Origin of the sequence: Pseudomonas sp. BF-RE-21 (genome assembly GCF_019947305.1) — a bacterium.
GTDB lineage: Bacteria > Pseudomonadota > Gammaproteobacteria > Pseudomonadales > Pseudomonadaceae > Aquipseudomonas > Aquipseudomonas migulae.
Genome location: NZ_JAGYGF010000057.1, coordinates 20,964 through 43,693, shown reverse-complemented (window position 1 = coordinate 43,693; position 22,730 = coordinate 20,964). Strand labels below are relative to the sequence as shown.

The following is a 22,730-nucleotide window of genomic DNA, read 5'->3' as shown; positions in this document are numbered from 1 at the left end:
CGCGAAGGCGGTGTGTCATTAAACATATATTGAGAATGACACACCGCCTTCGCGGGCAAGCCTCGCTCCTACAGGGGGCACCGACACTATTGGCATTTGCGCTCGACAGGAGACATTCATGAGCCAGGCAGACTTCATCATCATCGGCGGCGGGATTGCCGGCGCTTCCACCGGTTTCTGGCTGTCGCAGCACGCCCGAGTGATCGTGCTCGAACGCGAATCCCATCCGGCCTACCACTCCACCGGACGCTCGGCGGCGCTATTCACCGCCGCTTACGGCACACCGCAGGTCCGGGCATTGACCCAGGCCAGCCGCGACTTCTTCGACGCCCCGCCTGCCGGTTTCTGCGAACACCCGCTGCTGACCCCGCGCGGCGAAATGACCGTGGACTTCACCGGCGACCCGGCCGAACTGAACAATCAATACCTGAGCGCCAAAGCCACGGTGCCAGAGATGCAACTGCTCAGCGCCGACGAGGCCTGCGCGCGTCTGCCGATCCTGCGCCGGGAAAAAGTCCACGGCGCGATCTACGATCCGACCGCCAGCGACATCGACACCGACGCCTTGCACCAGGGTTACCTGCGTGGCATCCGCCGCAATAAAAGTGAAGTGCATACCGACACTGAAGTCCTGAGCCTGACCCGCGACGGCGAAGGTGTGTGGCAGGTTCAAACCAACAGCCAGACCTTCAGCGCACCGGTCATCATCAACGCTGCCGGCGCCTGGGCCGACAAGATCGGCGAACTGGCCGGCGCGAAGCCGCTAGGTCTACAACCGAAACGCCGTGCAGCATTCATCTTCGCCGGGCCGGAAGGCGCGGACATCCACCATTGGCCGATGCTGGTCAGCCTCGACGAGTCGTTCTACATGAAGCCGGACGCCGGCATGTTCCTTGGCTCGCCGGCCAACGCCGACCCGGTTGAACCACACGACGTGCAGCCCGAAGAACTGGACATCGCCATGGGCATTTACCAGATCGAAGAAGCCACCACCCTGACCATCCGACGCCCGACCCGCACCTGGGCCGGCCTGCGCAGCTTCGTCGCCGATGGCGATTTGCTGTCCGGTTTCGATCTGCAGGTGCCGGGGCTGTTCTGGGTTGCGGCGCAAGGCGGTTACGGCATCCAGACCTCGCCCGCCATGGGCCAGGCCAGCGCCGCGCTGGTACGCGGTGAAGCACTGCCCGAGCAACTCAAGCGTTTTGGCCTGGACGCCGGGATGCTGTCCCCTGCTCGCCTGGGCTGACCGGCGTCCTCAGGTGACGCGTCGACACGATTACGGCAAACTTCCAGCGCCCTTTTTGCAGGGCGCTGACGCTGCCTGGAGCTCCATTGTATGAACGCACCTGTAAAAGACCCGGCCCTGGACAACTTCCGCGCGATCGCCGATGCCATCGCTACGTTGTTCTTCCCCCACGCCGAGGTGGTGCTGCACGATCTGCGCACACAGAAAGTCGACTACATCGCCAACAACCTGTCGAAACGGGAAGTGGGTGACGACTCGGCGCTGGAAGACATGCTCAGCGATGACATCAGCGAACGAAACATCGGGCCGTACGAAAAGTTGAATTGGGATGGTCAGAAAATTCGCAGCCTGAGCAGCGTGCTGCGCGACAGCGACGGTCATCCGCTGGCGGTGCTGTGCATCAATCTGAATATTTCGCTGTTCGAAAATGCCAAGGCCGCGCTGGACCTGTTCCTGTCGCCGAGCAAGCTGATCCCGCAACCGGATTCACTGTTCCGCGATGACTGGCAGGAGCGCATCAATACCTTCCTTCACGGCTGGCTGCGCGAACGTCAACTGAGCCTGAACCTGCTGACCCGCGACCACAAACGCGAACTGGTACTGGCCCTGCACGCCGAAGGCGCCTTCAAAGGCAAAAGCGCCTCGAACTATGTGGCCAACGTGCTGAACATGGGACGGGCGACGGTGTACAAGCATTTGAAAGAATTGAAAGGCTGAAACACCCCGGATTGCCAGCGACACACGCCCTGTAGGAGCACGGCTTGCCTGCGAAGGCGTCTTCAAGATCGCCATCGCCGGCAAGCCAGCTCCTACAAGGTTCTGCGCAAACCACACGATGTTGAGCCCCCCCAAAAACCTGTAGGAGCCAGCTTGCTGGCGATGGCGATTTTGAAGACGCCATCGCCGGCAAGCCGGCTCCTACAAGGTTCTGCGCCAGTCACACAACTCTGATGCGTCCCCAAATCTGTAGGAGCACGGCTTGCCGGCGAAGGCGATCTCAAAGACGCCTTCGCAGGCAAGCCTTGCTCCTACGGGTTTGATGTTTATTCCAACGCCGAAGCCGGGCCGAAGAACTCGTAGCGGCTTTGCTTCTCCGGTACACCCAAGGCTTTCAGGTGACGCTTCACCGCCGCCATGAAGCCTTTAGGCCCCAGGAAGTACGCATCCAGATCGCGTTGTTGCGGCAACCACTCACCCAGTTGCTCCTCACTCAACAACCCGACCTTGTGCGCCGCCGGGCTCACGCCGTCATCTTCGTCGTAGCAGTAGAAACGCTTGAGTTGCGGGTGACGCTCAGCCAATCCATCAATCCAGTCACGGAACGCGTGAACGCTGCCATTGCGTGCGCAGTGGATAAAATGCACCGGCCGCTTGGTTTCCAGTGCCGCTTCCAGCATCGCCAGGGTCGGGGTAATACCGACGCCGCCGCTGATCAGCACCAACGGTTTATCGCTGTCGCTCAGGGTGAATTCGCCCGATGGCGGGAACAGCTGAATGCTGGCGCCTACATGCAGTTGATCATGCAAATGGTTCGAGGCACGGCCACCGTGTTCACGCTTGACGCTGATACGGTACTGGCCTTTGTTCGCCAGGGCCGACAGCGAATAGTTACGACGAATCTCTTCACCATCGAGGATCAGTTTCATGCCGATGTACTGGCCGGGGTCTGCCGCGAGGATCGGACCTTTGTCTGCCGGTTCGAAGTAGAACGAGATGATTTCCGCGCTTTCCTCGACCTTGGCCGCAACGATGAACTCCCGCGCACCGCGCCAGCCGCCCGGTGCCTGTTCTTTCTGGTCGTAGATGCTGGTTTCAGCGCCGATCAGGATCTCGGCCAGTTGACCGTACGCCGCGCCCCAGGCGCTCATCACTTCCGGTGTGGCAATCTCTTCACCCAACACTTCGGAAATCGCACGCAACAGGCAGGTGCCGACAATCGGGTAGTGTTCCGGGAGGATTTGCAGCGCCACGTGCTTGTTGATGATCTTGGCCACCAGGTCGCCCAATTGGTCGAGCTGATCGATGTGGCGCGCATACATCAACACGCCGTTGGCCAGGGCACGGGGTTGATCACCGGAGGCCTGGTGCGCCTGGTTGAACAGCGGGCGGACTTCCGGGTATTCGGAGAGCATCATGCGGTAAAAATGCGTGATCAATGCTTCACCACCGCTTTCCAGCAACGGCACAGTGGATTTGACGATTGCACGGTCTTGAACGCTAAGCATAAGGTGACTCCTGAACGGCTTGGTTTTCTAACTGACTGCCCTATGCTTATCAGTTTCCGTGCCAGTTATTTAGTCGTTATAAATCAATAAGTTAAAAACATTCTAGTCATAACGACACCCCCTGACTTATAGTCATACCGACTACACGGAGTCACTATGACTGCAAAATCCTTGCTCACCACACTGCTTCCCCTGGTCTCGGACCTGTCCCGCGAACTCCCCGAGGGTGAGCGCTATCGGCGCCTGCTCGAAGCCATGCGCGCCTTGCTTCCCTGCGACGCCGCCGCGCTACTGCGCCTCGATGGCGAGTGGCTGGTGCCGCTGGCCGTCGACGGCTTGAGCACCGACACCCTCGGCCGGCGCTTCAAGGTCAGCGAACACCCTCGCTTTGAAGCCCTGCTCAGCAGCCCCGGCCCGACCCGCTTCGCCGCCGACAGCGACATGCCCGATCCTTATGACGGACTGGTCGATGGCCTCGACGATCACCTTGAAGTCCATGACTGCATGGGTTGCCCGCTGTTTATCGACGAACGTCCGTGGGGTTTGCTGACCCTCGACGCCCTCGACCCGGAACGCTTGGAACCGATCGAACTGGACGCCCTGCAAGCCTTCGCCAGCCTTGCCGCCGCCACGGTCAATGCCGCCGAGCGCATCGAACGGCTGGCCAATCGTGTCGAAGACGAGCATCAGCGCGCCGAGGTGTACCGACAGGCCAGCGGCCAGCAGAACCGCGAAATGATCGGTCAGAGCAAGGCCCACAAACGCTTGGTCGAAGAGATCAGCCTGGTCGGCGGCAGTGACCTGACCGTGTTGATCACCGGTGAAACCGGGGTCGGCAAGGAGTTGGTGGCCCAAGCGATTCACGCCGCCTCGCCCCGGGCCGACAAGCCGATCATCAGCCTCAACTGCGCCGCGCTGCCGGATACGCTGGTGGAAAGCGAACTGTTCGGCCATGTGCGCGGCGCCTTCACCGGGGCAACCAGCGACCGTCGCGGCAAATTCGAACTGGCCAATGGCGGCACGCTGTTTCTCGATGAAGTCGGCGAACTGTCGCTGACGGTGCAGGCCAAATTGCTGCGCGTGCTGCAAAGCGGTCAATTGCAGCGACTGGGTTCGGACAAGGAACATCAAGTCGATGTGCGACTCATCGCCGCGACCAATCGCGACCTGGCTGAGGAAGTGCGCAGTGGCCGTTATCGTGCCGACTTCTACCACCGTTTGAGCGTTTACCCGCTATTGGTGCCGGCCCTGCGAGATCGCGGGCGGGATGTGCTGCTGCTCAGCGGTTTCTTCCTGGAGCAGAACCGTTCGCGCATGGGCCTCAACAGCCTGCGCCTGAACAGCGATGCCCAGGCGTCGCTGCTCGCGTATGACTGGCCAGGTAACGTGCGAGAGCTGGAGCACTTGATTGGGCGCAGCGCGTTGAAAGCGCTGGGTAACTGCAGGGAACGGCCGAAGATTCTCAGCTTGAGTGCGGCGGATCTGGATTTGCCCAGTGGCAGCGTTGAGGTAACGCCCGAGTCGCCGACCGCGACGCCAGTGACGTTGGTGTCAGGGGATTTGCGCGAGGCGACTGAAAGTTATCAGCGGCAATTGATCAGCGCGTGCCTGGATCGGCACCACAATAACTGGGCGAGCGCGGCGCGTGAGCTAGGCTTGGATCGGGCAAATCTCGGAAGAATGGCCAAAAGACTCGGCATGAAATGAACGCTTTTGTAGGAGCCGGCTTGCTGGCGATGGTATCGCCGCGGTTTGTCTGACTGACCGCGGAAATGCTATCGCCAGCAAGCTGGCTCCTACAGGTTCGGGGTAGCATTTCGATTGCATCGGCATTTAGCCTAAAGCCTGCCCCCATCAAGTCGATAACCCGGCATCGATAGCTTTTGGCGACTTCCATTCGCCCATCACCTTTTTCCACAGAAGGTTTTTATGTCCTCCACCAAAGCCCGCGCAGACTCACTTTCGCTTCTGCTGTTTACCTTGCGCAGCGGCAAGTTGATGGCGATCAACCTGCTCAAGGTCAGTGAAATCATCCCCTGCCCGCCGCTGACCAAGCTGCCGGAGTCGCATCCTCACGTCAAAGGCATCGCCACCCTGCGCGGCGCGTCGTTGTCGGTGATCGACCTGAGCCGTGCGATCGGCGAGCGGCCGCTGGAAGACCCGAATGGCGGCTGCCTGATCGTCACCGACGTCAGCCGCTCCAAGCAGGGCCTGCATGTTCAGGCGGTGAGCAAGATCGTCCACTGCCTGACCACCGACATCCGTCCTCCGCCCTTCGGCTCCGGCGGTGTGCGCTCGTACATCACTGGCGTGACCTCGGTCGACGGCACGCTGGTGCAGGTGCTGGACATCGAAAAGGTCATCCACGGCATCGCCCCGGCGCAGATCGAAACGGCCCCGACCGAACTGAGCATGGAAGACGCGGAAGTGCTCGGCAACGCGCGGATTCTGGTGGTCGACGACAGCCAGGTGGCCCTGCAACAATCGGTGCACACCCTGCGCAACCTCGGCCTGCAATGCCATACCGCGCGCAGTGCCAAGGAAGCCATCGATTGCCTGCTGGACCTGCAAGGCACCGCCCAGCAGATCAACCTGATTGTTTCAGACATCGAAATGTCAGAGATGGACGGCTACGCCTTCACCCGCACCCTGCGCGAAACCCCGGATTTTGCGCACCTGTATGTGCTGCTGCACACCTCGCTGGACAGCGCGATGAACAGCGAAAAAGCGCGTCTGGCCGGCGCCAACGCGGTGCTGACCAAGTTCTCTTCGCCGGACCTGACCAAGTGCCTGATCGAAGCGGCCAAGGCGGTCGCCGAACAAGGTCACTGAGTTGGCCGAGGTTTTTTGTTTTCTGATGCGGCGCAACCTGGCGGAGGTTTTGCCCGCAATCACCTGGCCTCAGGGCATTGTCCTGCACGAATATCGTCCAGAACTGGCAGAAGACGTTCATCGTTTGATGGAACTGGGTTATCTGGACGGTGGCGGGCGCGTGCCGGCATTGGATATCTGGCAACAGCGGTTTGAGACGGACCCTGAATACGATCCCTCCCTGTGCTTCATTGCGCAGGATACCGACGGTATCGTGGGTGTATGCCAGTGCTGGACCAGCGCCTACATCAAGAATCTGGTCGTGCACCCGCGAGCCCAGGGTCAGGGTTTGGGCCGGGCGTTGTTGTTGAATGCATTCAACGTGTTTCAGCAGCGTCGCGAAGGTTTTGTGGATTTGAAGGTATTGGAAGACAACCTTCGGGCGCAGCGGTTGTATGAAAGTGCCGGGATGATTGTGGTCCGCCGGGAGCCGGTTCCGGCCTGATACATCGCCTTTGCGGGCAAGCCTCGCTCCTACATTGTGATCACCGTACCTGTAGGAGCGAGGCTTGCCCGCGAAAGGGCCGACACATTCAACCTCATCCCATCAGGCATACTCGGCCCACCCATGCCCAAGGATGCCTGACCCATGAAAGCCACCACCCTCACCGTCCTCTGCCTCACCGCCCTCGCCACCCAAACCCACGCCTCCAGCCCAGACGCCTGGGCCGCTTTCGACAAAGCCACGCTCGCCAGTTGCATCAAGGCCAGCGGCCTGACGGACGCTTCCCCCGTCGGCAAAGCCGCACAGTTCGATGACCGTGTCGACTACACCGCCGTGCTCCTGCAAGGCCGCTACCCGCAAAAACACATGAAAGGCCAGCAAGGCACCGAGCTGTGCCTCTACAACAAAAAAAGCAAAACCGCCTACGTGACCGAATGGGACTCCATCCGCCTGCCCGCCAAATCCCGGTAAATGGCGCATAACTTGCTTCGTCGCTGACTTCTGCGGTGGCATTCTGTCGCCATTTCGGGCCCTGACAAGCGACTGATCTTTCAATGAATACAACGTTTTCCTGCGTAGGTTGCGGCAAATGCTGCAATGACCATCACGTCCCCCTGACCCTGGCCGAAGCCCGGATGTGGGCGGCCGACGGCGGTCAGGTGATCGTGCTGGTGGAAGGTTTCCTCGGCAACGGCCTTGGCCTGCCGGTGCAGCAACGCGAACATGCCGAGCGCCGTTCGGTGGTGGTTCAAAGCGGCGACTGCGAGGCCTACGTGGCCATCACGTTTGCGGCGTACAACGTCGGTCCCTGCCGGAATCTTGACGAAGACAACCTCTGCCGCATCTACGAACGCCGGCCGCTGGTGTGCCGCATCTATCCGATGGAAATCAATCCGCACATCCCCCTCAACCCGGCGATCAAGGAATGCCCGCCGGAATCGTGGGAAAAAGGCCCGGATCTGATCATTGGCGGTGAATTGGTCGATCACGAGCTCGCAGGACTCATCCAGCGTTCCCGTCAGGCGGATCGCGACGATATCCGCACCAAAGATGCGATTTGCGCCTCACTGGGGATTCGGACCACGGCCCTGAAGGGCGATGGATTCACTGCGTATCTGCCGGACATGAGCGCGTTCGCCACAGTCATCGATCAGGTGGCACAACAACCGCTGACAGGATCGGACAGTGACTGGCAGTTCCACGTATCGGGTGACGACATCGCCGGGCAAGTGTTGGCGGCGGGTGCGCACGTGGCCACCGAGACGCCGCTCAACTATGCCTTCATTTCGTTGCGCGCGGCTTAACGGCGGGCTCGCCAAAACTCTTGCGCCAACAACCGCAAGTCCCCCGCCAGCCCCGCCACATCGGTGGAATTCGCCTGGCTTTGCTGCCCCTCACTGACCGTGACCTCGCAGGCTGAGCGAATACTGATGATGTTGCGGTTGATGTCTTCGCTGACGCTGCTCTGCTCTTCCACCGCCGAAGCGATTTGCAGGCTCATTTGCGTGATCTGATTGACCCGCCGACTGATCGCGTCCAGCGAATCGGCGGCGCGTCGGGCCTGTTCGACGCTGTTGTCCACCTGTTCACTGCTTTGTTGCATCACCACCACCGCGTCCCGCGTGCCGTTTTGCAGGGTGCTGATCATGCGCTGAATCTCGTTGGTCGATTGCTGGGTACGCTGGGCCAGGCCACGGACTTCATCGGCCACCACCGCGAAACCGCGCCCGGCATCCCCGGCACGCGCCGCTTCGATGGCCGCGTTGAGGGCCAGCAGATTGGTTTGCTCGGCGATGCTGCGAATCACATCCAGCACGCCGGTAATCTCGCTGCTGTGCCCCTCCAGTTGATGAATCACCTCGGTGGCGCGCGCCAGCTCCTCGGCCAGACGCAGCACCGCATGGCGACTTTCACTCACCAATTGATGACCTTCACGGGTTTCGTTGCCGGCCAGGTCAGCCGCCTGGGACGCCTGCTGCGCATGACCGGCAACCTCGGCCACGCTGGCAGACATCTGGTGAATCGCCGCCGCCACCTGATCGGTTTCAGCCTGCTGGGCCAGCGTGCTGTTATGACTGCCTTGCAGGTGTTCGACCAGTTCCGCCGCGTGCCCGGCCAAGCGCTGCGAGGCATCGCCGATGCGCCCCACCACCGCGCCGATCTGCGCTTCGAGCATCTGGAAGGCAAACTCGATCTGGCCGAACTGATCGCGGCGACCGGTGTAAACAGCCTGACTCAACGGGTTGTCGGCAATCTGCCGGGCGCGTTCGGTCAACACTTTCAGCGGACGCAACATGAATCCGGTTCCGACCGCTGCCAAACCACTGCCCACGACAAACGCCAGTACGCCGAAAACGGCTGACGAAGGGTTCAGCCACGCTTCGATACCCACCACGCAGGCCAATGTCGCGCTGAACAACGCCGTCACCTTGAGACCCAGACCGAGCACGGGGAGCCGCTGCCACAGTGATGTACGACCACTGCGAAGCTGTGCGTAGGCTTTTTCCGCAGCTTCGATCTGCCGCGCCGAGGGTTTTGTCCGGACCGACTGATACTCCACGGCTTTACCGTTCTGCGTCACCGGCGTGGCATACGCGCTCACCCAATAGTGATCGCCATTCTTGCAGCGATTTTTCACCAGCCCCATCCATGAGCGGCCGCTTTTAAGGGTCTGCCACATATGCGCGAAAGCCGCCGCCGGCATGTCCGGGTGGCGCAGCAAGTTGTGCGTCGAGCCCAGCAACTCCTCGCGGCTGTAACCGCAGATGTTGATGAAGTCGTCGTTGGCGTAGGTGATCGCGCTGGTCAGATCAGTGGTCGAGAGGATATTCGCATCAGCCGCAACGTCGACATTACGGCCGGTCACCGGGAGGTTGATCTTCATGGAAAGCGCGCTCGTTGGATGGAAAGAGTCGGCAGGGCTGCTGACTCTAAGCGCACTGATTCCACAAACGTTGATCTGGCTCAGGATATGAGCACTTAGCCATCACCGCGATTGAAAACCGCGGCCGATGGCCAATGGCGGGGGGGCGTTAAAACTCAGCGTTTGCCCATCGAACGACGGGTGCCGGGAGGCGCTGCGCCGGGGGTCTTGGTGTGGCCGTTCTTGGCGCCGTTCTTGTACCAGGGCTGGCTGGCGGTTTTCGCAGCGGCCAGTTCACCCGGTTTGAACGGGAACTTGAATGCCGGGATCGCGGCTTTGGTTTCGCTGTCTGCGCTGGAGTCGACGCTGTCTGGCAGGTCTGCCTGGTCGTCGCTCAAAGCGTCGGCAACCGGCGGTTGTGTCGGGGAAGTCATGAAAGCTCCGGGTGATGCAAAAGAGTCGGGCCCAGTCAGCGAGCCGCGAAAGGCGGCAGTATACCTGTGTCGAGGGCGACAGGCTTCACGTGGCGAGTGAGTCCGTCGGGTTTTGTGGTGACTGAACTGCCGCCATCGCCGGCAAGCCGGCTCCTACAAGGGTTCGCGGTGTACTTTGTAGGAGCCGGCTTGCCGGCGATGGCGGCAGTTCAGTCACCACACATCCCAAACTGACAGCGCCGTCAGTTAGCAGTCACCTTCCTGACCGGCGAACAGGTTTATAAAGGAAGGTATAACCCTGACAAAATTCCGTCCTCCCAGCCCCGGCGCCCCACTCGCATGCGAATTCAGAAAAAACCCGCCCTGCTCGCCGCCCTCCTGATTGTCCTGGCAGCGCTGGGCGTGTGGTACGCCACCAAACCGGCCACGGCCAGACTCGCCGCGCCCACGGCGATCCCGGTTCGAGTGGTCAACGTCGCCGAAAAAGACGTCCCTCGTTACGTCAGCGGCATCGGCTCGGTGCTGTCCCTGCACAGCGTCGTGGTACGTCCGCAGATCGACGGCATCCTCACCAGAATCCTGGTCAAGGAAGGTCAATTGGTGAACAAGGGTGATTTGCTCGCCACCATCGATGATCGCTCGATCCGCGCCAGCCTGGATCAGGCCCGCGCACAGCTCGGCGAAAGCCAGGCGCAGCTGCAAGTGGCACTGGTCAACCTCAAGCGTTACAAACTGCTGAGCGTCGACGACGGCGTATCCAAACAGACTTACGACCAGCAACAAGCGCTGGTCAACCAGCTCAAAGCCACCGCCCAAGGCAATCAGGCGTCGATTGACGCCGCTCAGGTGCAGCTTTCCTACACACAGATTCGCTCCCCGGTCAGCGGTCGCGTGGGGATTCGTACGGTGGACGAAGGCAACTTCCTGCGCATGACCGACACCCAAGGCTTGTTCACGGTGACGCAGATCGACCCGATTGCCGTGGAGTTTTCCCTGCCACAGCAAATGCTGCCAACCCTGCAAGGCCTGATCAACGATCCGGAACACGCCCAGGTGAAGGCCTACATCGGTGCCGACACCGACGGCGAAACCGGCAACCTGCTGGGCGAAGGCCACCTGACCCTGATCGACAACCAGATCAACGCCAACACCGGGACCATCCGCGCCAAGGCCGAATTCAACAACCCCGGGCAGAAACTGTGGCCGGGCCTGCTGGTAACGGTAAAAATTCAGACAGCGCTGGAAAAGGATGCGCTGGTGGTGCCGCCCACCGTCGTACAACGTGGCCTCGATCAACACTTCGTGTACCGGGTCAAAGGTGACAAGGTTGAAACCGTCCAGGTGCAGATGGTCTATCAAGGCAGCGGTCAGGACATCATCAAAGGCGTGAAACCGGGCGACGTGCTGGTAAGCGACGGTCAGTCGCGCCTCAAGCCCGGTTCGACGGTCCAGGTGCTGACTGACCCCGCGCAAATGGTGCAAACGGAGTCGAAACCATGAAGGGCCACGGCTCGGTTTCTGCGTGGTGCATCGATCATCCGGTAGCGACGATCCTGCTGACGTTTGCCCTGGTATTGCTCGGTGTCATTGCGTTCCCACGGTTGCCCATCGCGCCGCTGCCGGAAGCCGAATTCCCGACCATCCAGGTGGCCGCGCAACTGCCCGGCGCCAGCCCGGAAACCATGGCCTCCTCGGTGGCCACGCCGCTTGAAGTGCAATTCAGCGCCATTCCCGGCGTGACCCAGATGACCTCGAGCAGCGCCCTCGGCTCGACCAACCTGACCCTGCAATTCACCCTCGACAAAAGCATCGACACCGCCGCGCAGGAAGTGCAGGCCGCGATCAACACCGCCGCCGGCAAACTGCCCAAGGACATGCCGAACCTTCCGACCTGGCGCAAGGTCAACCCGGCCGACAGCCCGGTGCTGATTCTCAGCATCAACTCGACCCTGATGCCCGGCCCCGAACTCAGCGATCTGGTGGAAACCCTGCTGTCCCGTCAGATCAGCCAGATCGACGGTGTAGGCCAGATCAACATCACCGGCCAGCAACGTCCGGCGATTCGCGTTCAAGCCTCGGCAGACAAACTCGCCGCCATCGGCCTGACGCTGGCGGACATTCGTCTGGCGATCCAGAACACCAGCCTCAACCTGGCCAAAGGTGCGTTGTATGGCGAGTCGAGCATCTCGACGCTGTCGACCAACGATCAGTTGTTCCACCCCGAGGAATACAGCCAACTCATCGTTTCCTACAAGGACGGTGCACCGGTTCACCTGAAGGATGTCGCCAAAGTCGTCAACGGTTCGGAAGATGCCTACGTGCAAGCCTGGGCCGGTGACAAACCCGGCGTGAACCTGGTGATTTCCCGGCAACCGGGGGCCAACATCGTCGAGACCGTGGATCGCATTCAGGCCGCCCTGCCCGCTCTCGAAGCGATGCTGCCGGCGTCGGTGCAGGTCAAAGTGTTGGTTGACCGGACCCAGACCATCCGCGCCTCGTTGCATGAGGTGGAAGTCACCCTGCTGATCGCGATCATGCTGGTGGTGGCGGTGATGGCGCTGTTCCTGCGTCAGTGGTCGGCGACGCTGATCGTGTCGGCGGTGCTGGGTGTGTCGCTGGTCGCCAGTTTTGCCCTGATGTACATCATGGGCTTCAGCCTGAACAACCTGACACTGGTGGCGATCGTGGTGGCCGTGGGGTTTGTGGTCGACGATGCGATTGTCGTGGTGGAGAACATTCACCGACACCTGGAGGCCGGCGACGGCATGCGCGAGGCGGCGATCAAGGGCGCCGGCGAGATTGGTTTTACCGTGGTCTCGATCAGTTTTTCGCTGGTGGCGGCGTTCATTCCGCTGCTGTTCATGGGCGGCGTGGTCGGGCGGCTGTTCAAGGAGTTCGCCCTGACGGCCACGTCTACGATCATGATTTCAGTGGTGGTGTCGCTGACGTTGGCGCCGACCCTCGCCGCGCTGTTCATGCGTGCGCCGGTGCATCACGCCCACAGCAAAAAAACCTTTGGCGAACGCTTGCTGGCCGGCTACGAAAAGCTCCTGCGCCGTGCCCTCGCCCATCAGAAATTGATGATCGGGGTGTTCGGCATGTCCCTGGCCCTGGCCATCGCCGGCTACATCTTCATTCCGAAGGGTTTCTTCCCGGTGCAGGACACCGGTTTTGTCCTCGGCACCACCGAAGCCGCCGCCGATATTTCCTACGGCGACATGGTGAAAAAACACCTGGCGATGGCGGAGATCGTCGCGGCAGATCCAGCGGTCGCGGCGTTTTCCCACTCCGTCGGCGTCTCCGGCAGCAACCAGACCATCGCCAACGGCCGCTTCTGGATTTCCCTGAAAAAACGCAGTGAGCGCGACGTCTCGGCCAGCCAGTTCATCGACCGCATCCGTCCGCAACTGATGAAAGTCCCGGGCATCGTGCTGTACCTGCGCGCCGGCCAGGACATCAACCTCAGCTCCGGCCCGAGTCGCGCGCAGTACCAATACGTGCTCAAGAGCAACGACGGCGCGACCCTCAGCACCTGGACCCAGCGCCTGACCGAAAAACTGCGCGCCAACCCGGCGTTCCGCGACATTTCCAACGACCTGCAACTGGGCGGCAGCATCACCCACATCAGCATCGACCGCAGCGCCGCCGCGCGTTTCGGCCTGACCGCCAGCGATGTCGACGAAGCGCTGTACGATGCGTTCGGTCAGCGGCAGATCAACGAATTCCAGACCCAGATCAACCAGTACAACGTGATCCTGGAACTGGACACCAGGCAACGCGGCAAAGCTGAAAGCCTCAATTATTTCTACCTGCGCTCGCCGCTCAGTGGGGAAATGGTGCCGCTGTCGGCGCTGGCGAAATTCGATGCGCCGACGGTTGGCCCGTTGTCGATCGCCCATGACGGGATGTTCCCGGCCGCCAACCTGTCGTTCAACCTGGCGCCCGGCGTGGCGCTTGGCGATGCGGTGATCATGCTCAACCAGGCCAAGGCCGAGATCGGCATGCCGGCCGCCATGAGCGGCAACTTCCAGGGCGCGGCCCAGGCGTTCCAGAGTTCGCTGGCCAGCCAGCCGTGGCTGATTCTGGCGGCGCTGGTGGCGGTGTACATCATTCTCGGCGTGCTCTATGAGAGCTTCGTGCACCCGTTGACCATCATCTCGACCTTGCCCTCGGCGGGGCTCGGGGCGGTGATCATGCTGTGGATTTGCGGCCAGGATTTTTCGATCATGGCGTTGATCGGGCTGGTGTTGCTGATCGGTATCGTGAAGAAAAACGGCATCCTGATGATCGACTTCGCGCTCGACGCTCAGCGCAACCGTGGCCTGCCGCCGGAAGAGGCGATTTTCCAGGCCTGCATCACGCGGTTCCGGCCGATCATCATGACCACCCTCGCCGCCCTGCTCGGCGCGCTGCCGCTGATGCTCGGCTACGGCACCGGCGCCGAACTGCGCCAGCCGTTGGGGATCGCGGTGGTCGGCGGCTTGCTGGTGAGCCAGGCGCTGACGCTGTTCACCACTCCGGTCATATACTTGTGGCTTGAGCGGCTTTTCCATCGGCCCAAACCCGCACCGATGCCGGTGCTGGCGACCACAGACTGAGGCGGGGTCATGCGCGTTCTGATTATCGAAGACGAGGAAAAAACCGCGGACTATCTGCACCGCGGCCTGACGGAACAGGGTTACACCGTGGACCTGGCGCGGGACGGCGTTGAAGGCCTGCACCTGGCGCTGGAAAGCGACTACGCGGTGATCGTCCTCGACGTGATGTTGCCGGGCCTAGACGGCTTCGGCGTACTGCGCGCCTTGCGTGCGCGCAAACAAACCCCGGTGATCATGCTCACCGCCCGCGAACGTGTCGAAGACCGCATCAAAGGCCTGCGCGACGGCGCCGACGATTACCTCGGCAAACCGTTTTCCTTCCTCGAACTGGTGGCGCGCCTGCAAGCGCTGACCCGGCGCAGCGGCGGTCATGAACCGGTGCAGGTGAGCATCGCCGACCTGTGGATAGATTTGATCAGCCGCAAGGCCACCCGCGCCGGCACGCGTCTGGACCTGACCGCCAAGGAGTTCTCGCTGCTCAGCGTGCTGGCCCGTCGGCAAGGGGAAATCCTCTCGAAAACGGCGATTGCGGAAATGGTCTGGGACATCAATTTCGACAGCGACGCCAACGTCGTCGAAGTCGCGATCAAACGCCTGCGCGCCAAACTCGACGGGCCGTTTGACGAGAAACTGCTGCACACGATCCGGGGCATGGGTTATGTGCTGGAGAGCCGTGGTGTCCAGTAATTCGATTGCCCTGCGCCTCAGTGGAATGTTCACGCTGGTGGCGCTTTTGGTGTTTCTGCTGATCGGCTGGGCGCTCTATCAGCAGGTCGACAAAGGCCTGGGTTTGCTGCCCGAAGCCGAGCTGGACGCACGTTACAGCGTGCTCGAATCCACCGTCGGCCGTTACGGCACGCCCGAGCATTGGGTGAAGATCAACAACAAGCTCAAGCTGCTCGGCGAAGAAGACAAACGCATCAGTTTCTGGATCACCAGCGGCGATCCGCACTACGAATATGGCAACCCGACGCCGCAGATCCGCGCCTTCGCTGAAGGCCCGCTGGGCATGCGCGATTTGCAGCTGCCGGGCCAGCCTTATCCAATGAAAGTGCTGGTCAGCCAGTTCCCGGCCAAGGATCAACGCCCGCCGCTGCGCTTTATGATCGGCATCGACACCGAGACGTTTTTTCAAACCCAGCATCATCTGCTGATTGCGCTGATCAGCCTGGCGGTTGTCGGCGTGCTGCTGGCTTCGGCACTCGGTTATTGGGTGGCGCGGATCGGCCTCAAGCCGTTGATCAAGTTGTCTCAGGAGGCTCAGCGCCTGGCGCCGCCGCTGCGTTCCGGGCGTTTGCGCTTATCGTCGTTGCCGCCGGAGCTCAATCAGTTCGTCAACTCGTTCAACTCCACCCTGGAACGGGTCGAACAGGCTTACTCGCGGCTTGAGTCGTTCAATGCCGACGTCGCACATGAACTGCGCTCACCGCTGACCAATCTGATTGGTCAGACCCAGGTTGCGCTGACGCGCGGGCGTTCGGCGGAACACTATTTCGAAGTGCTGCAATCGAATCTTGAGGAGCTTGAGCGACTGCGTTCGATCATCAACGACATGCTGTTCCTCGCCAGTGCGGATCAGGGCAGCAAGGCCACCAAACTGACGTCCACCTCGCTGGCGGATGAAGTGGCGACGACGCTGGAGTATCTGGATTTCATTCTTGAAGACGCGCAGGTTCAAGTGCAGGTCCGTGGCGATGCGCAGGTACGGATCGAGATCGCACACCTGCGTCGGGCGTTGATCAACTTGCTGAGCAACGCGGTGCAACACACCGAGCCCGGACAGGTGATTCAGGTGCAGATCGACGTCGAGGACCATCAAGTCAGCATCGGCGTGGCAAACCCCGGTGCACCGATTGCCAACGAACATCTGCCGCGATTGTTCGAGCGCTTCTACCGGGTCGATGCATCGCGCAGCAACAGTGGCAACAACCACGGCCTGGGGCTGGCGATCGTCAAGGCGATTGCGTTGATGCACGGCGGGGATGTGTTTGTGCGCAGTGACCACGGCATGAATACCTTCGGTATTCACCTTCCCGTCTGACAGACCTGAAAATCTCGCCCCCCCCCCCCTGTAGGAGCTGGCTTGCCAGCGATGGCGTCTTCGAAAACAGCGCAAAACTGAAGACCGATCGCCAGCAAGCTGGCTCCTACAAATCGGTGATCTTTGCTTATCCCGCAACAGTCCTTTATTGAATTGGCTCTGTTTCCCATCGGCCAGGATCCTTATCTTTGCGCCACCAAACAGCACTTGCCAAGCAAGAAGGTTTTAAAGATGTCCAACACTATGGGTATTGCCAGCGCTTTCGTTTTGTCCTCTTTGTTCCTCTCTCCATTCGCCATGGCTGAAGAGTCGCAGTCCTTCGTCGCACACAATGCAGCGCGCGCTGCAGCGTTTGAAGAACATCAGAGCGAAATGACGGCCAAGGCGCAGGGCGCTGCGCAAACCCCTCAAGCGTCGACCATTCAGGCCCAGCCACGGGTCGAGAAAGATAGCTGATCGCTCACATCGCTCTATTTCCCTCGACACTTTTCGTCGGCTCTTCCTGTTGAAAAGTTGTCTTCAAAGCCGCTGCTATCAGCGGCTTTTTTTTGTTGTGGTTCAAATGCTGTCCGGTTCGTCTTCCCTGACAAGAAACATCCCGCACTTCAAAACAATGAAGTGTTCAGTAGACCCAAGGAGCTGTACCGCTAGTGCGTTTCCCTCAAAGATTCAATCCGCTGTTCATTGCAATCGCCGTAACGATGCCGATCAACGCCAAGGCCGCCGATCAAGAAGGTTTTGTCGAAGGTTCGAGCCTCAACCTCAATGCCCGCAACTACTACATGAACCGTAACCGCCTGCAGCAGGCGGACGACAACGTTGAATGGGGCCAGGGTTTCCTGGGGGTCTTCGAATCGGGTTTTACCGAAGGCACCGTCGGTTTCGGTCTGGATGCCCACGCCATGCTCGGGCTCAAGCTCGACGGCGGTGGCGGCACCGATAATTCGAGCATCCTGCCGGTCGGCGATGGCAACGGCAAAGCGCCGGGGTCGTTTTCGACGGCGGGTGGCACGCTGAAAATGCGCGCCTTCGATACCGAGCTGAAGGCCGGTGACCTGTTTCTCGCCAACCCGGTGATCGCCGGCGGCGAGACGCGCATGCTGCCGCAGACCTTTCGCGGCGTCAGCTTGACCAATCACAGCTTCGACGGCTTTCTGATCGAAGGTGGCCAGGCGAGTTTCACCAAGCCCTACAACCAAAGCGGTCATACGCGCATCGGCACGTCCTATGGCAGCCTCGCCGAGGGCGACGAAAGCCAGCACCTGAACTGGGCCGGCGTAGCCTGGAGCGGCCTGCCGGGGTTGACCAGCAGCCTTTACGCCGCCGAACTCAAGGACATCTGGAACCAGTACTACTACGACCTGGATTACACCTACGCGCTGAACGAACTGATCAGTCTCAATCCGGGCCTGCACGTTTATCACACGCAGGACACCGGCGATGCGCTGCTGGGCAACATCGACAACAACACTTACAGCCTGCATTTCACCGTCGGCGTGGGCAATCACAGCGTCACCGCCGCGTACCAGCGGGTCAACGGCAACACGCCGTTCGACTACATCAGCCAGGGCGACAGCATTTTTCTCGACAACTCCCAGCAGTATTCCGACTTCAATGGCCCGAATGAACGCTCGTGGAAACTCAAGTACGCCTACGACTTTATCGGACTCGGCCTACCCGGCCTGACCTCGGCGGTGTCTTACTCCCGGGGCGAGCTGGACCTGACCAAAGCCGATCCAGACAGCCGCGGCTACGCCTCGTGGTACAGCGCCGACGGCAAAAATGCCAAGCACTGGGAGCGTGACATTGATCTGAAGTACGTGGTCCAGGGCGGCAAGACCAAGGACCTGGCGGTGCGCCTGCAATGGGCCACCAACCGTGGGGGCAACGGTTATGGCGCGCTGGATCAGGACACTGATGAATATCGGCTGATCGTCGACTACACGCTGAATGTCTTCTAAGCTTCGCTAAGCAAAAGGCCAGCATCTTTTGCTGGCCTTTTTTTTATCCGGCCTTTATACAAGCCCTCTGGACGCGACCGGTTTCTGGGACTCTGCCCGACTCTTGTAAAAAACTTTCATAACACCTTATTTGCAGAAGCCAGAACCATGAGTGTGAGCAGTGTGAAATCTCAAGATCCGATCGGGTCGACACGATCGGAGCGACTTCTGATTCTCGGCAGTGTGCTGTTGGTGATTGCGATACTCAGCATCGTGACGTTTCTGCTGATCCGTGAGCGCGCCAACGCCGAATTGTCCGCCGCTCGCGCCGCCAACAACATCGTGCAATTGATCGACGCCGACGTGCTGCGCAATGTCGAACTCTATGATATTTCCCTGCTGGGCTTGATCGCCGCCTCCCAGCGAGAGGATCTCAAGAGCGTATCTCCAGCCATTCGCCATATGGCCTATTTCGACCGCGCCACTGCCGCGCCGTACAAGGGCAATATTTTGTTGCTCGACAACAAGGGCGACGTGATCGCCGACTCGGCTTCGGTGGAGCCCAGGCAAGGCAACTACGCCGATCGCGAATACTTTCAATCTCACGTGAACAACCCGGACCCGGGCATGTTCATCAGCCCCCCCTTTAGAGCCAGGTCGCCCGAACAGGATTGGCGTATCAGTTTCAGTCGACGGCTGAGCGGCTCCCAGGGTGAGTTTCTGGGAGTAGCCGAAGCCGCCATGCGCTTGAGTTACTTCGATCAGTTGTTCAACAGTTTGAGCATCGGCCGCGATAGCACGGTCAATCTGATCAGCAAGAATGGGATTCTCCTGGCCCAACAACCACGCCTGGCCGAAGAGCTGATTGGCAAGGATTTCAGTAATCGCCCCAATTTCCAGCGCATCGTCAAAGAAGGCAATGGCAGCTTCACCAGCATGTCCGATCGATACCGTGACAAGCGTCTGTACACCTTTTCCAAGGTCGGAAATTTGCCACTGATCGTCATCGTTGCGCTGTCCAGTGATGAAGTTTTTGCGGCCTGGAAGCGCACGGCAGTGGTGGTCAGCTCTGCAACCGTAGCCTTGTGCGTAAGCCTGCTGTGGCTGACGTGGTTGCTACGCCGTGAGTTGCGCCGGCGTCACAACGCCGAACACGAGCTGGCACAACTGGCCGCCACCGATGCCTTGACCGGTGTAGCCAACCGCCGAACGCTCGATCAAACCCTGCGCCATGAGTGGTTTCGCGCGCAACGCTCCGGCAAACCGCTGTCGGTGTTGATGATCGATGCCGACCACTTCAAGGCGTTCAACGATCAACATGGCCATCAGGCGGGTGACGATGCGCTACGGGCACTGGCCAAGGTGATCGCCGAGAACGTGCGGCGCCCAACGGATCTGGTCGCCCGCTACGGAGGGGAGGAGTTCTCGGTGGTGCTGGCGGAAACGGACAGCGCAGGCGCGCGGCAAATTGCTGAACACATTCGGTCTGCGGTGGAACAACTGCCGTTTGTGGCGGGCGTGGAATCGCCGATTACTGTCAGTATCGGCATCAGTACCTGGACTTCGACCACCGATACCAGCCTTGAACAGTTGCTGTTTGCGGCGGACAAAGCGCTGTACCAGGCCAAGGAAAGTGGGCGCAATCGGGTGGTGGCTACGGAGTGAGATCTTCGCTGTAGCGGCCGGCCTCTTCGCGGGCAAGCCTCGCTCCTACAAGTGCAATGCGTACCCTGTAGGAGCGAGGCTTGCCCGCGAAGGCGTCATCACTACCACCGCATAACTTTCTGGCAGGCATAAAAAAAGGCCACCCGAAGGCAGCCTTTAAAAACTAGAGAGGTTTTTACTTACACCGCCGCAACCGGACGCATGTAAGAGATCGGTGCAGTGCTGGCGTCTTCGAAAGTCACGACTTCCCAAGCATCTGGCTGCTCAATCAACTTGCGCAGCAGCTGGTTGTTCAATGCATGTCCGGACTTGAAGCCCTTGAACTCACCAATCAGGCTATTGCCCAGCAGGTAGAGGTCACCAATTGCATCGAGGATCTTGTGCTTCACGAATTCGTCTTCATAGCGAAGGCCGTCTTCGTTCAGTACACCATCCGCGTCGACCACAATAGCGTTTTCAACGCTACCGCCGAGTGCGAGGTTGTGCTTGCGCAGGTACTCGATGTCACTCATGAAACCAAAGGTACGGGCGCGGCTGACTTCTTTTACGAACGAAGTGCTGGAAAAATCCACGCTTGCACTTTGTGTGCGGTTACGGAAAACCGGGTGATCGAAATCGATCTCGAAACTCACCTTGAAGCCTTCGAAAGGGACGAAAGTGGCGCGCTTGTCGCCGTCTTCCACTGTCACTTCCCGCAGGATCCGGATGAACTTCTTGGCTGCGTCCTGTTCTTCCAGGCCGGCCGATTGAATCAGGAAAACGAAAGGTCCAGCGCTACCATCCATGATCGGGACTTCGGACGCGGAGAGCTCGACGTAGGCGTTATCGATGCCCAGGCCGGCCATGGCCGAGAGCAAGTGCTCAACCGTGTCCACTTTCACGTCACCGTTGACCAGCGTCGTCGACATAGTTGTCTCGCCGACGTTGGCAGCACGAGCCGGGATCTCGACCACTGGATCGAGGTCGGCACGGCGAAAGACGATTCCGGTGTCGATCGGTGCAGGCTTGAGGGTCAGGTATACCTTCTCCCCGGAGTGCAGACCTACACCGGTGGCACGGATAATATTTTTCAGTGTGCGTTGTTTAATCATGGCTTGGGCCGCTTCAGCGCAAATTGCGAACTGGTATCAACAAAGGCTGGCGATGATAGCAGACCAGACCTTTGCTGAACACCAATCACCTTCATAGCCCTGATACATTCCATTAATCGGCCTGACGACGCAGGAAAGCCGGGATGTCCAGGTAGTCCAGATCATCTTGCGGATTCATCTTCGCGGCAGTCGCAGCACCGGCCTGAGCCTGGTTGCGCATGACGGTCGGACGGTCCAGGTCACGGTAGTTCACCGCTGGAGCTTCCTGACGAGCGGGAGCCGATTGTTGCGGTTGCGGCGCCATGGAAGTGTGAACGGTATTGTCGATGACCTTCACAGGCTTCTCGATTTTCGCGCCCAGACCGGTGGCAACGACTGTTACGTGCAGCTCGTCGCGCATGTCCGGATCGATAACGGTACCGACCTTGACCATCGCGTGCTCGGAAGCGAAGGCTTCGATGATGCTACCCACGTCGGAGTACTCACCCAGAGACAGGTCAGGACCGGCGGTGATGTTCACCAGGATGCCGCGTGCACCTTGCAGGTTCACGTCTTCCAGCAGCGGGTTGCGAATGGCCGCTTCGGTAGCTTCGCGTGCACGGTTCGGACCACTGGCGCAGCCAGTGCCCATCATCGCCATGCCCATTTCACTCATCACGGTACGAACGTCGGCAAAGTCGACGTTGATCATGCCCGGACGCTTGATGATGTCGGAGATACCGCGAACGGCACCGGCCAGTACATCGTCTGCCTTGGCGAAAGCCGACAGCAGGCTGGCGTCTTTACCGAGGATGGTCAGCAGCTTCTCGTTGGGAATGGTGATCAACGAGTCGACGCTTTCCGACAGCAGGCGGATGCCTTCGTCGGCCAGTTGCATACGCTTGCGACCTTCGAACGGGAACGGACGGGTCACCACCGCAACGGTGAGGATCCCCATTTCCTTGGCCACTTCAGCAATGATCGGCGCAGCACCGGTACCGGTACCGCCGCCCATGCCGGTGGTGATGAACACCATGTTGGTGCCCTGCAGGACTTCGGCAATGCGCTCGCGATCTTCGAGAGCGGCCTGACGACCTACTTCAGGGTTGGCGCCGGCGCCGAGACCTTTGGTCACGCTGGTGCCCAGTTGCAGGATGGTCCGCGCGCTGATGCTCTTCAGCGCCTGGGCATCAGTGTTGGCGCAGATGAATTCAACGCCTTCAATGTTGCTCTTGACCATGTGATTGACAGCGTTGCCGCCGCCTCCGCCAACACCGATAACCTTAATGACCGGGCTTGCGGGGATGTTGTCTACGAGTTCGAACATTTTCC

General features: G+C 60.2%; 19 protein-coding genes and 1 pseudogene. 14 read left to right on the top strand and 6 right to left on the bottom strand.

Translation table 11 applies throughout. The features are described from left to right. Positions 1-118 precede the first annotated feature (118 nt). Positions 119-1,246: an NAD(P)/FAD-dependent oxidoreductase gene (locus KGB25_RS25705; RefSeq protein ID WP_192228978.1), complete on the top strand. Its 1,128-nt coding sequence runs from the start codon at positions 119-121 to the stop codon at positions 1,244-1,246. A gap of 90 nt (positions 1,247-1,336) precedes the next feature. Further along, positions 1,337-1,963: a transcriptional regulator gene (locus KGB25_RS25700; RefSeq protein ID WP_008026625.1), complete on the top strand. Its 627-nt coding sequence runs from the start codon at positions 1,337-1,339 to the stop codon at positions 1,961-1,963. A 326-nt stretch (positions 1,964-2,289) separates the two neighbouring features. Here the strand turns inward: KGB25_RS25700 and hmpA are convergent, their stop codons facing one another. Next, the gene (gene hmpA, locus KGB25_RS25695; protein WP_223437247.1) at positions 2,290-3,471 is read right to left on the bottom strand and encodes an NO-inducible flavohemoprotein; all 1,182 of its coding nucleotides are present in this window, start codon (positions 3,469-3,471) and stop codon (positions 2,290-2,292) included. Between the two features lie 156 nt (positions 3,472-3,627). On the opposite strand from hmpA, the gene norR reads away from it, so the two are divergent. The 5 genes from norR (at position 3,628) to KGB25_RS25670 (ending at position 8,091) form a co-directional block, all read left to right on the top strand. Next, the gene (gene norR / locus KGB25_RS25690; protein ID WP_207286064.1) at positions 3,628-5,178 is read left to right on the top strand and encodes a nitric oxide reductase transcriptional regulator NorR; all 1,551 of its coding nucleotides are present in this window, start codon (positions 3,628-3,630) and stop codon (positions 5,176-5,178) included. A 222-nt stretch (positions 5,179-5,400) separates the two neighbouring features. Further along, complete coding sequence (locus KGB25_RS25685; protein ID WP_008026621.1) at positions 5,401-6,303, top strand: chemotaxis protein CheV; 903 nt, start codon at positions 5,401-5,403, stop codon at positions 6,301-6,303. A gap of 25 nt (positions 6,304-6,328) precedes the next feature. Further along, on the top strand, positions 6,329-6,787 hold the full coding sequence (locus tag KGB25_RS25680) for a GNAT family N-acetyltransferase (RefSeq protein ID WP_223437245.1): 459 nt from the start codon (positions 6,329-6,331) through the stop codon (positions 6,785-6,787). A 144-nt stretch (positions 6,788-6,931) separates the two neighbouring features. Further along, positions 6,932-7,258, top strand: a complete 327-nt coding sequence (locus KGB25_RS25675) for a hypothetical protein (RefSeq protein WP_223437244.1) — start codon at positions 6,932-6,934, stop codon at positions 7,256-7,258. 83 nt (positions 7,259-7,341) lie between these two features. Further along, positions 7,342-8,091 carry a YkgJ family cysteine cluster protein gene (locus tag KGB25_RS25670; protein ID WP_008037308.1) on the top strand — a complete coding sequence of 250 codons (750 nt, stop codon included), beginning with the start codon at positions 7,342-7,344 and terminating at the stop codon, positions 8,089-8,091. On the opposite strand, the gene KGB25_RS25665 is transcribed toward KGB25_RS25670, so the two are convergent. The 3 genes and pseudogenes from KGB25_RS25665 to KGB25_RS25660 all read right to left on the bottom strand — a co-directional run bounded on the left by KGB25_RS25665 (position 8,088) and on the right by KGB25_RS25660 (position 10,084). Further along, entirely contained in the window at positions 8,088-9,131 is a 1,044-nt protein-coding gene (locus KGB25_RS25665) for a methyl-accepting chemotaxis protein (RefSeq protein WP_411740534.1), read from the bottom strand. The two genes, KGB25_RS25670 and KGB25_RS25665, sit on opposite strands and share 4 nt — an antisense overlap. Positions 9,132-9,389: 258 nt before the next feature. After that, positions 9,390-9,671, bottom strand: a pseudogene (locus KGB25_RS30705) (PAS domain-containing protein); the annotation flags it as partial. 155 nt (positions 9,672-9,826) lie between these two features. Further along, on the bottom strand, positions 9,827-10,084 hold the full coding sequence (locus KGB25_RS25660) for a hypothetical protein (protein ID WP_008026610.1): 258 nt from the start codon (positions 10,082-10,084) through the stop codon (positions 9,827-9,829). A 339-nt stretch (positions 10,085-10,423) separates the two neighbouring features. On the opposite strand from KGB25_RS25660, the gene KGB25_RS25655 reads away from it, so the two are divergent. From KGB25_RS25655 to KGB25_RS25625, 7 genes are all read left to right on the top strand, one after another. After that, a complete protein-coding gene (locus tag KGB25_RS25655; protein WP_008032295.1) occupies positions 10,424-11,584 on the top strand; it encodes an efflux RND transporter periplasmic adaptor subunit in 1,161 nt (386 codons plus the stop codon). After that, the gene (locus KGB25_RS25650; protein ID WP_223437242.1) at positions 11,581-14,682 is read left to right on the top strand and encodes a multidrug efflux RND transporter permease subunit; all 3,102 of its coding nucleotides are present in this window, start codon (positions 11,581-11,583) and stop codon (positions 14,680-14,682) included. The genes KGB25_RS25655 and KGB25_RS25650 overlap by 4 nt, the downstream gene beginning before the upstream one ends. Before the next feature lie 9 nt (positions 14,683-14,691). Further along, positions 14,692-15,369 carry a heavy metal response regulator transcription factor gene (locus KGB25_RS25645; RefSeq protein ID WP_007916978.1) on the top strand — a complete coding sequence of 226 codons (678 nt, stop codon included), beginning with the start codon at positions 14,692-14,694 and terminating at the stop codon, positions 15,367-15,369. After that, a complete protein-coding gene (locus tag KGB25_RS25640; RefSeq protein ID WP_223437240.1) occupies positions 15,359-16,723 on the top strand; it encodes a heavy metal sensor histidine kinase in 1,365 nt (454 codons plus the stop codon). Before KGB25_RS25645 ends, KGB25_RS25640 begins: the two co-directional genes overlap by 11 nt. Positions 16,724-16,954: 231 nt before the next feature. Beyond that, a complete protein-coding gene (locus KGB25_RS25635) occupies positions 16,955-17,179 on the top strand; it encodes a hypothetical protein (RefSeq protein WP_032832350.1) in 225 nt (74 codons plus the stop codon). Between the two features lie 194 nt (positions 17,180-17,373). Further along, positions 17,374-18,684: an OprD family porin gene (locus KGB25_RS25630; protein WP_223437238.1), complete on the top strand. Its 1,311-nt coding sequence runs from the start codon at positions 17,374-17,376 to the stop codon at positions 18,682-18,684. Positions 18,685-18,831: 147 nt separating this feature from the next. Further along, positions 18,832-20,328, top strand: a complete 1,497-nt coding sequence (locus tag KGB25_RS25625; protein ID WP_223437236.1) for a sensor domain-containing diguanylate cyclase — start codon at positions 18,832-18,834, stop codon at positions 20,326-20,328. Positions 20,329-20,507: 179 nt separating this feature from the next. On the opposite strand, the gene lpxC is transcribed toward KGB25_RS25625, so the two are convergent. Together lpxC and ftsZ are read right to left on the bottom strand one after the other, a co-directional pair. After that, entirely contained in the window at positions 20,508-21,419 is a 912-nt protein-coding gene (gene lpxC / locus KGB25_RS25620; protein WP_008025989.1) for a UDP-3-O-acyl-N-acetylglucosamine deacetylase, read from the bottom strand. A 112-nt stretch (positions 21,420-21,531) separates the two neighbouring features. Further along, on the bottom strand, positions 21,532-22,725 hold the full coding sequence (gene ftsZ / locus KGB25_RS25615) for a cell division protein FtsZ (protein ID WP_008025988.1): 1,194 nt from the start codon (positions 22,723-22,725) through the stop codon (positions 21,532-21,534). Positions 22,726-22,730: the final 5 nt, after the last annotated feature.

What these genes read in the sequence shown, in the direction of transcription:
- KGB25_RS25685 (WP_008026621.1), top strand. Translation starts at nt 5,401, where the DNA reads ATGTCCTCCACCAAAGCCCGCGCAGACTCACTTTCGCTTCTGCTGTTT.
- lpxC (WP_008025989.1), bottom strand. Translation starts at nt 21,419, where the DNA reads ATGATTAAACAACGCACACTGAAAAATATTATCCGTGCCACCGGTGTA.
- hmpA (WP_223437247.1), bottom strand. Translation starts at nt 3,471, where the DNA reads ATGCTTAGCGTTCAAGACCGTGCAATCGTCAAATCCACTGTGCCGTTG.
- KGB25_RS25625 (WP_223437236.1), top strand. Translation starts at nt 18,832, where the DNA reads ATGAGTGTGAGCAGTGTGAAATCTCAAGATCCGATCGGGTCGACACGA.
- KGB25_RS25650 (WP_223437242.1), top strand. Translation starts at nt 11,581, where the DNA reads ATGAAGGGCCACGGCTCGGTTTCTGCGTGGTGCATCGATCATCCGGTA.
- KGB25_RS25705 (WP_192228978.1), top strand. Translation starts at nt 119, where the DNA reads ATGAGCCAGGCAGACTTCATCATCATCGGCGGCGGGATTGCCGGCGCT.
- KGB25_RS25680 (WP_223437245.1), top strand. Translation starts at nt 6,329, where the DNA reads ATGCGGCGCAACCTGGCGGAGGTTTTGCCCGCAATCACCTGGCCTCAG.
- ftsZ (WP_008025988.1), bottom strand. Translation starts at nt 22,725, where the DNA reads ATGTTCGAACTCGTAGACAACATCCCCGCAAGCCCGGTCATTAAGGTT.
- KGB25_RS25635 (WP_032832350.1), top strand. Translation starts at nt 16,955, where the DNA reads ATGTCCAACACTATGGGTATTGCCAGCGCTTTCGTTTTGTCCTCTTTG.
- KGB25_RS25675 (WP_223437244.1), top strand. Translation starts at nt 6,932, where the DNA reads ATGAAAGCCACCACCCTCACCGTCCTCTGCCTCACCGCCCTCGCCACC.
- KGB25_RS25645 (WP_007916978.1), top strand. Translation starts at nt 14,692, where the DNA reads ATGCGCGTTCTGATTATCGAAGACGAGGAAAAAACCGCGGACTATCTG.
- norR (WP_207286064.1), top strand. Translation starts at nt 3,628, where the DNA reads ATGACTGCAAAATCCTTGCTCACCACACTGCTTCCCCTGGTCTCGGAC.
- KGB25_RS25660 (WP_008026610.1), bottom strand. Translation starts at nt 10,084, where the DNA reads ATGACTTCCCCGACACAACCGCCGGTTGCCGACGCTTTGAGCGACGAC.
- KGB25_RS25670 (WP_008037308.1), top strand. Translation starts at nt 7,342, where the DNA reads ATGAATACAACGTTTTCCTGCGTAGGTTGCGGCAAATGCTGCAATGAC.
- KGB25_RS25655 (WP_008032295.1), top strand. Translation starts at nt 10,424, where the DNA reads ATGCGAATTCAGAAAAAACCCGCCCTGCTCGCCGCCCTCCTGATTGTC.
- KGB25_RS25700 (WP_008026625.1), top strand. Translation starts at nt 1,337, where the DNA reads ATGAACGCACCTGTAAAAGACCCGGCCCTGGACAACTTCCGCGCGATC.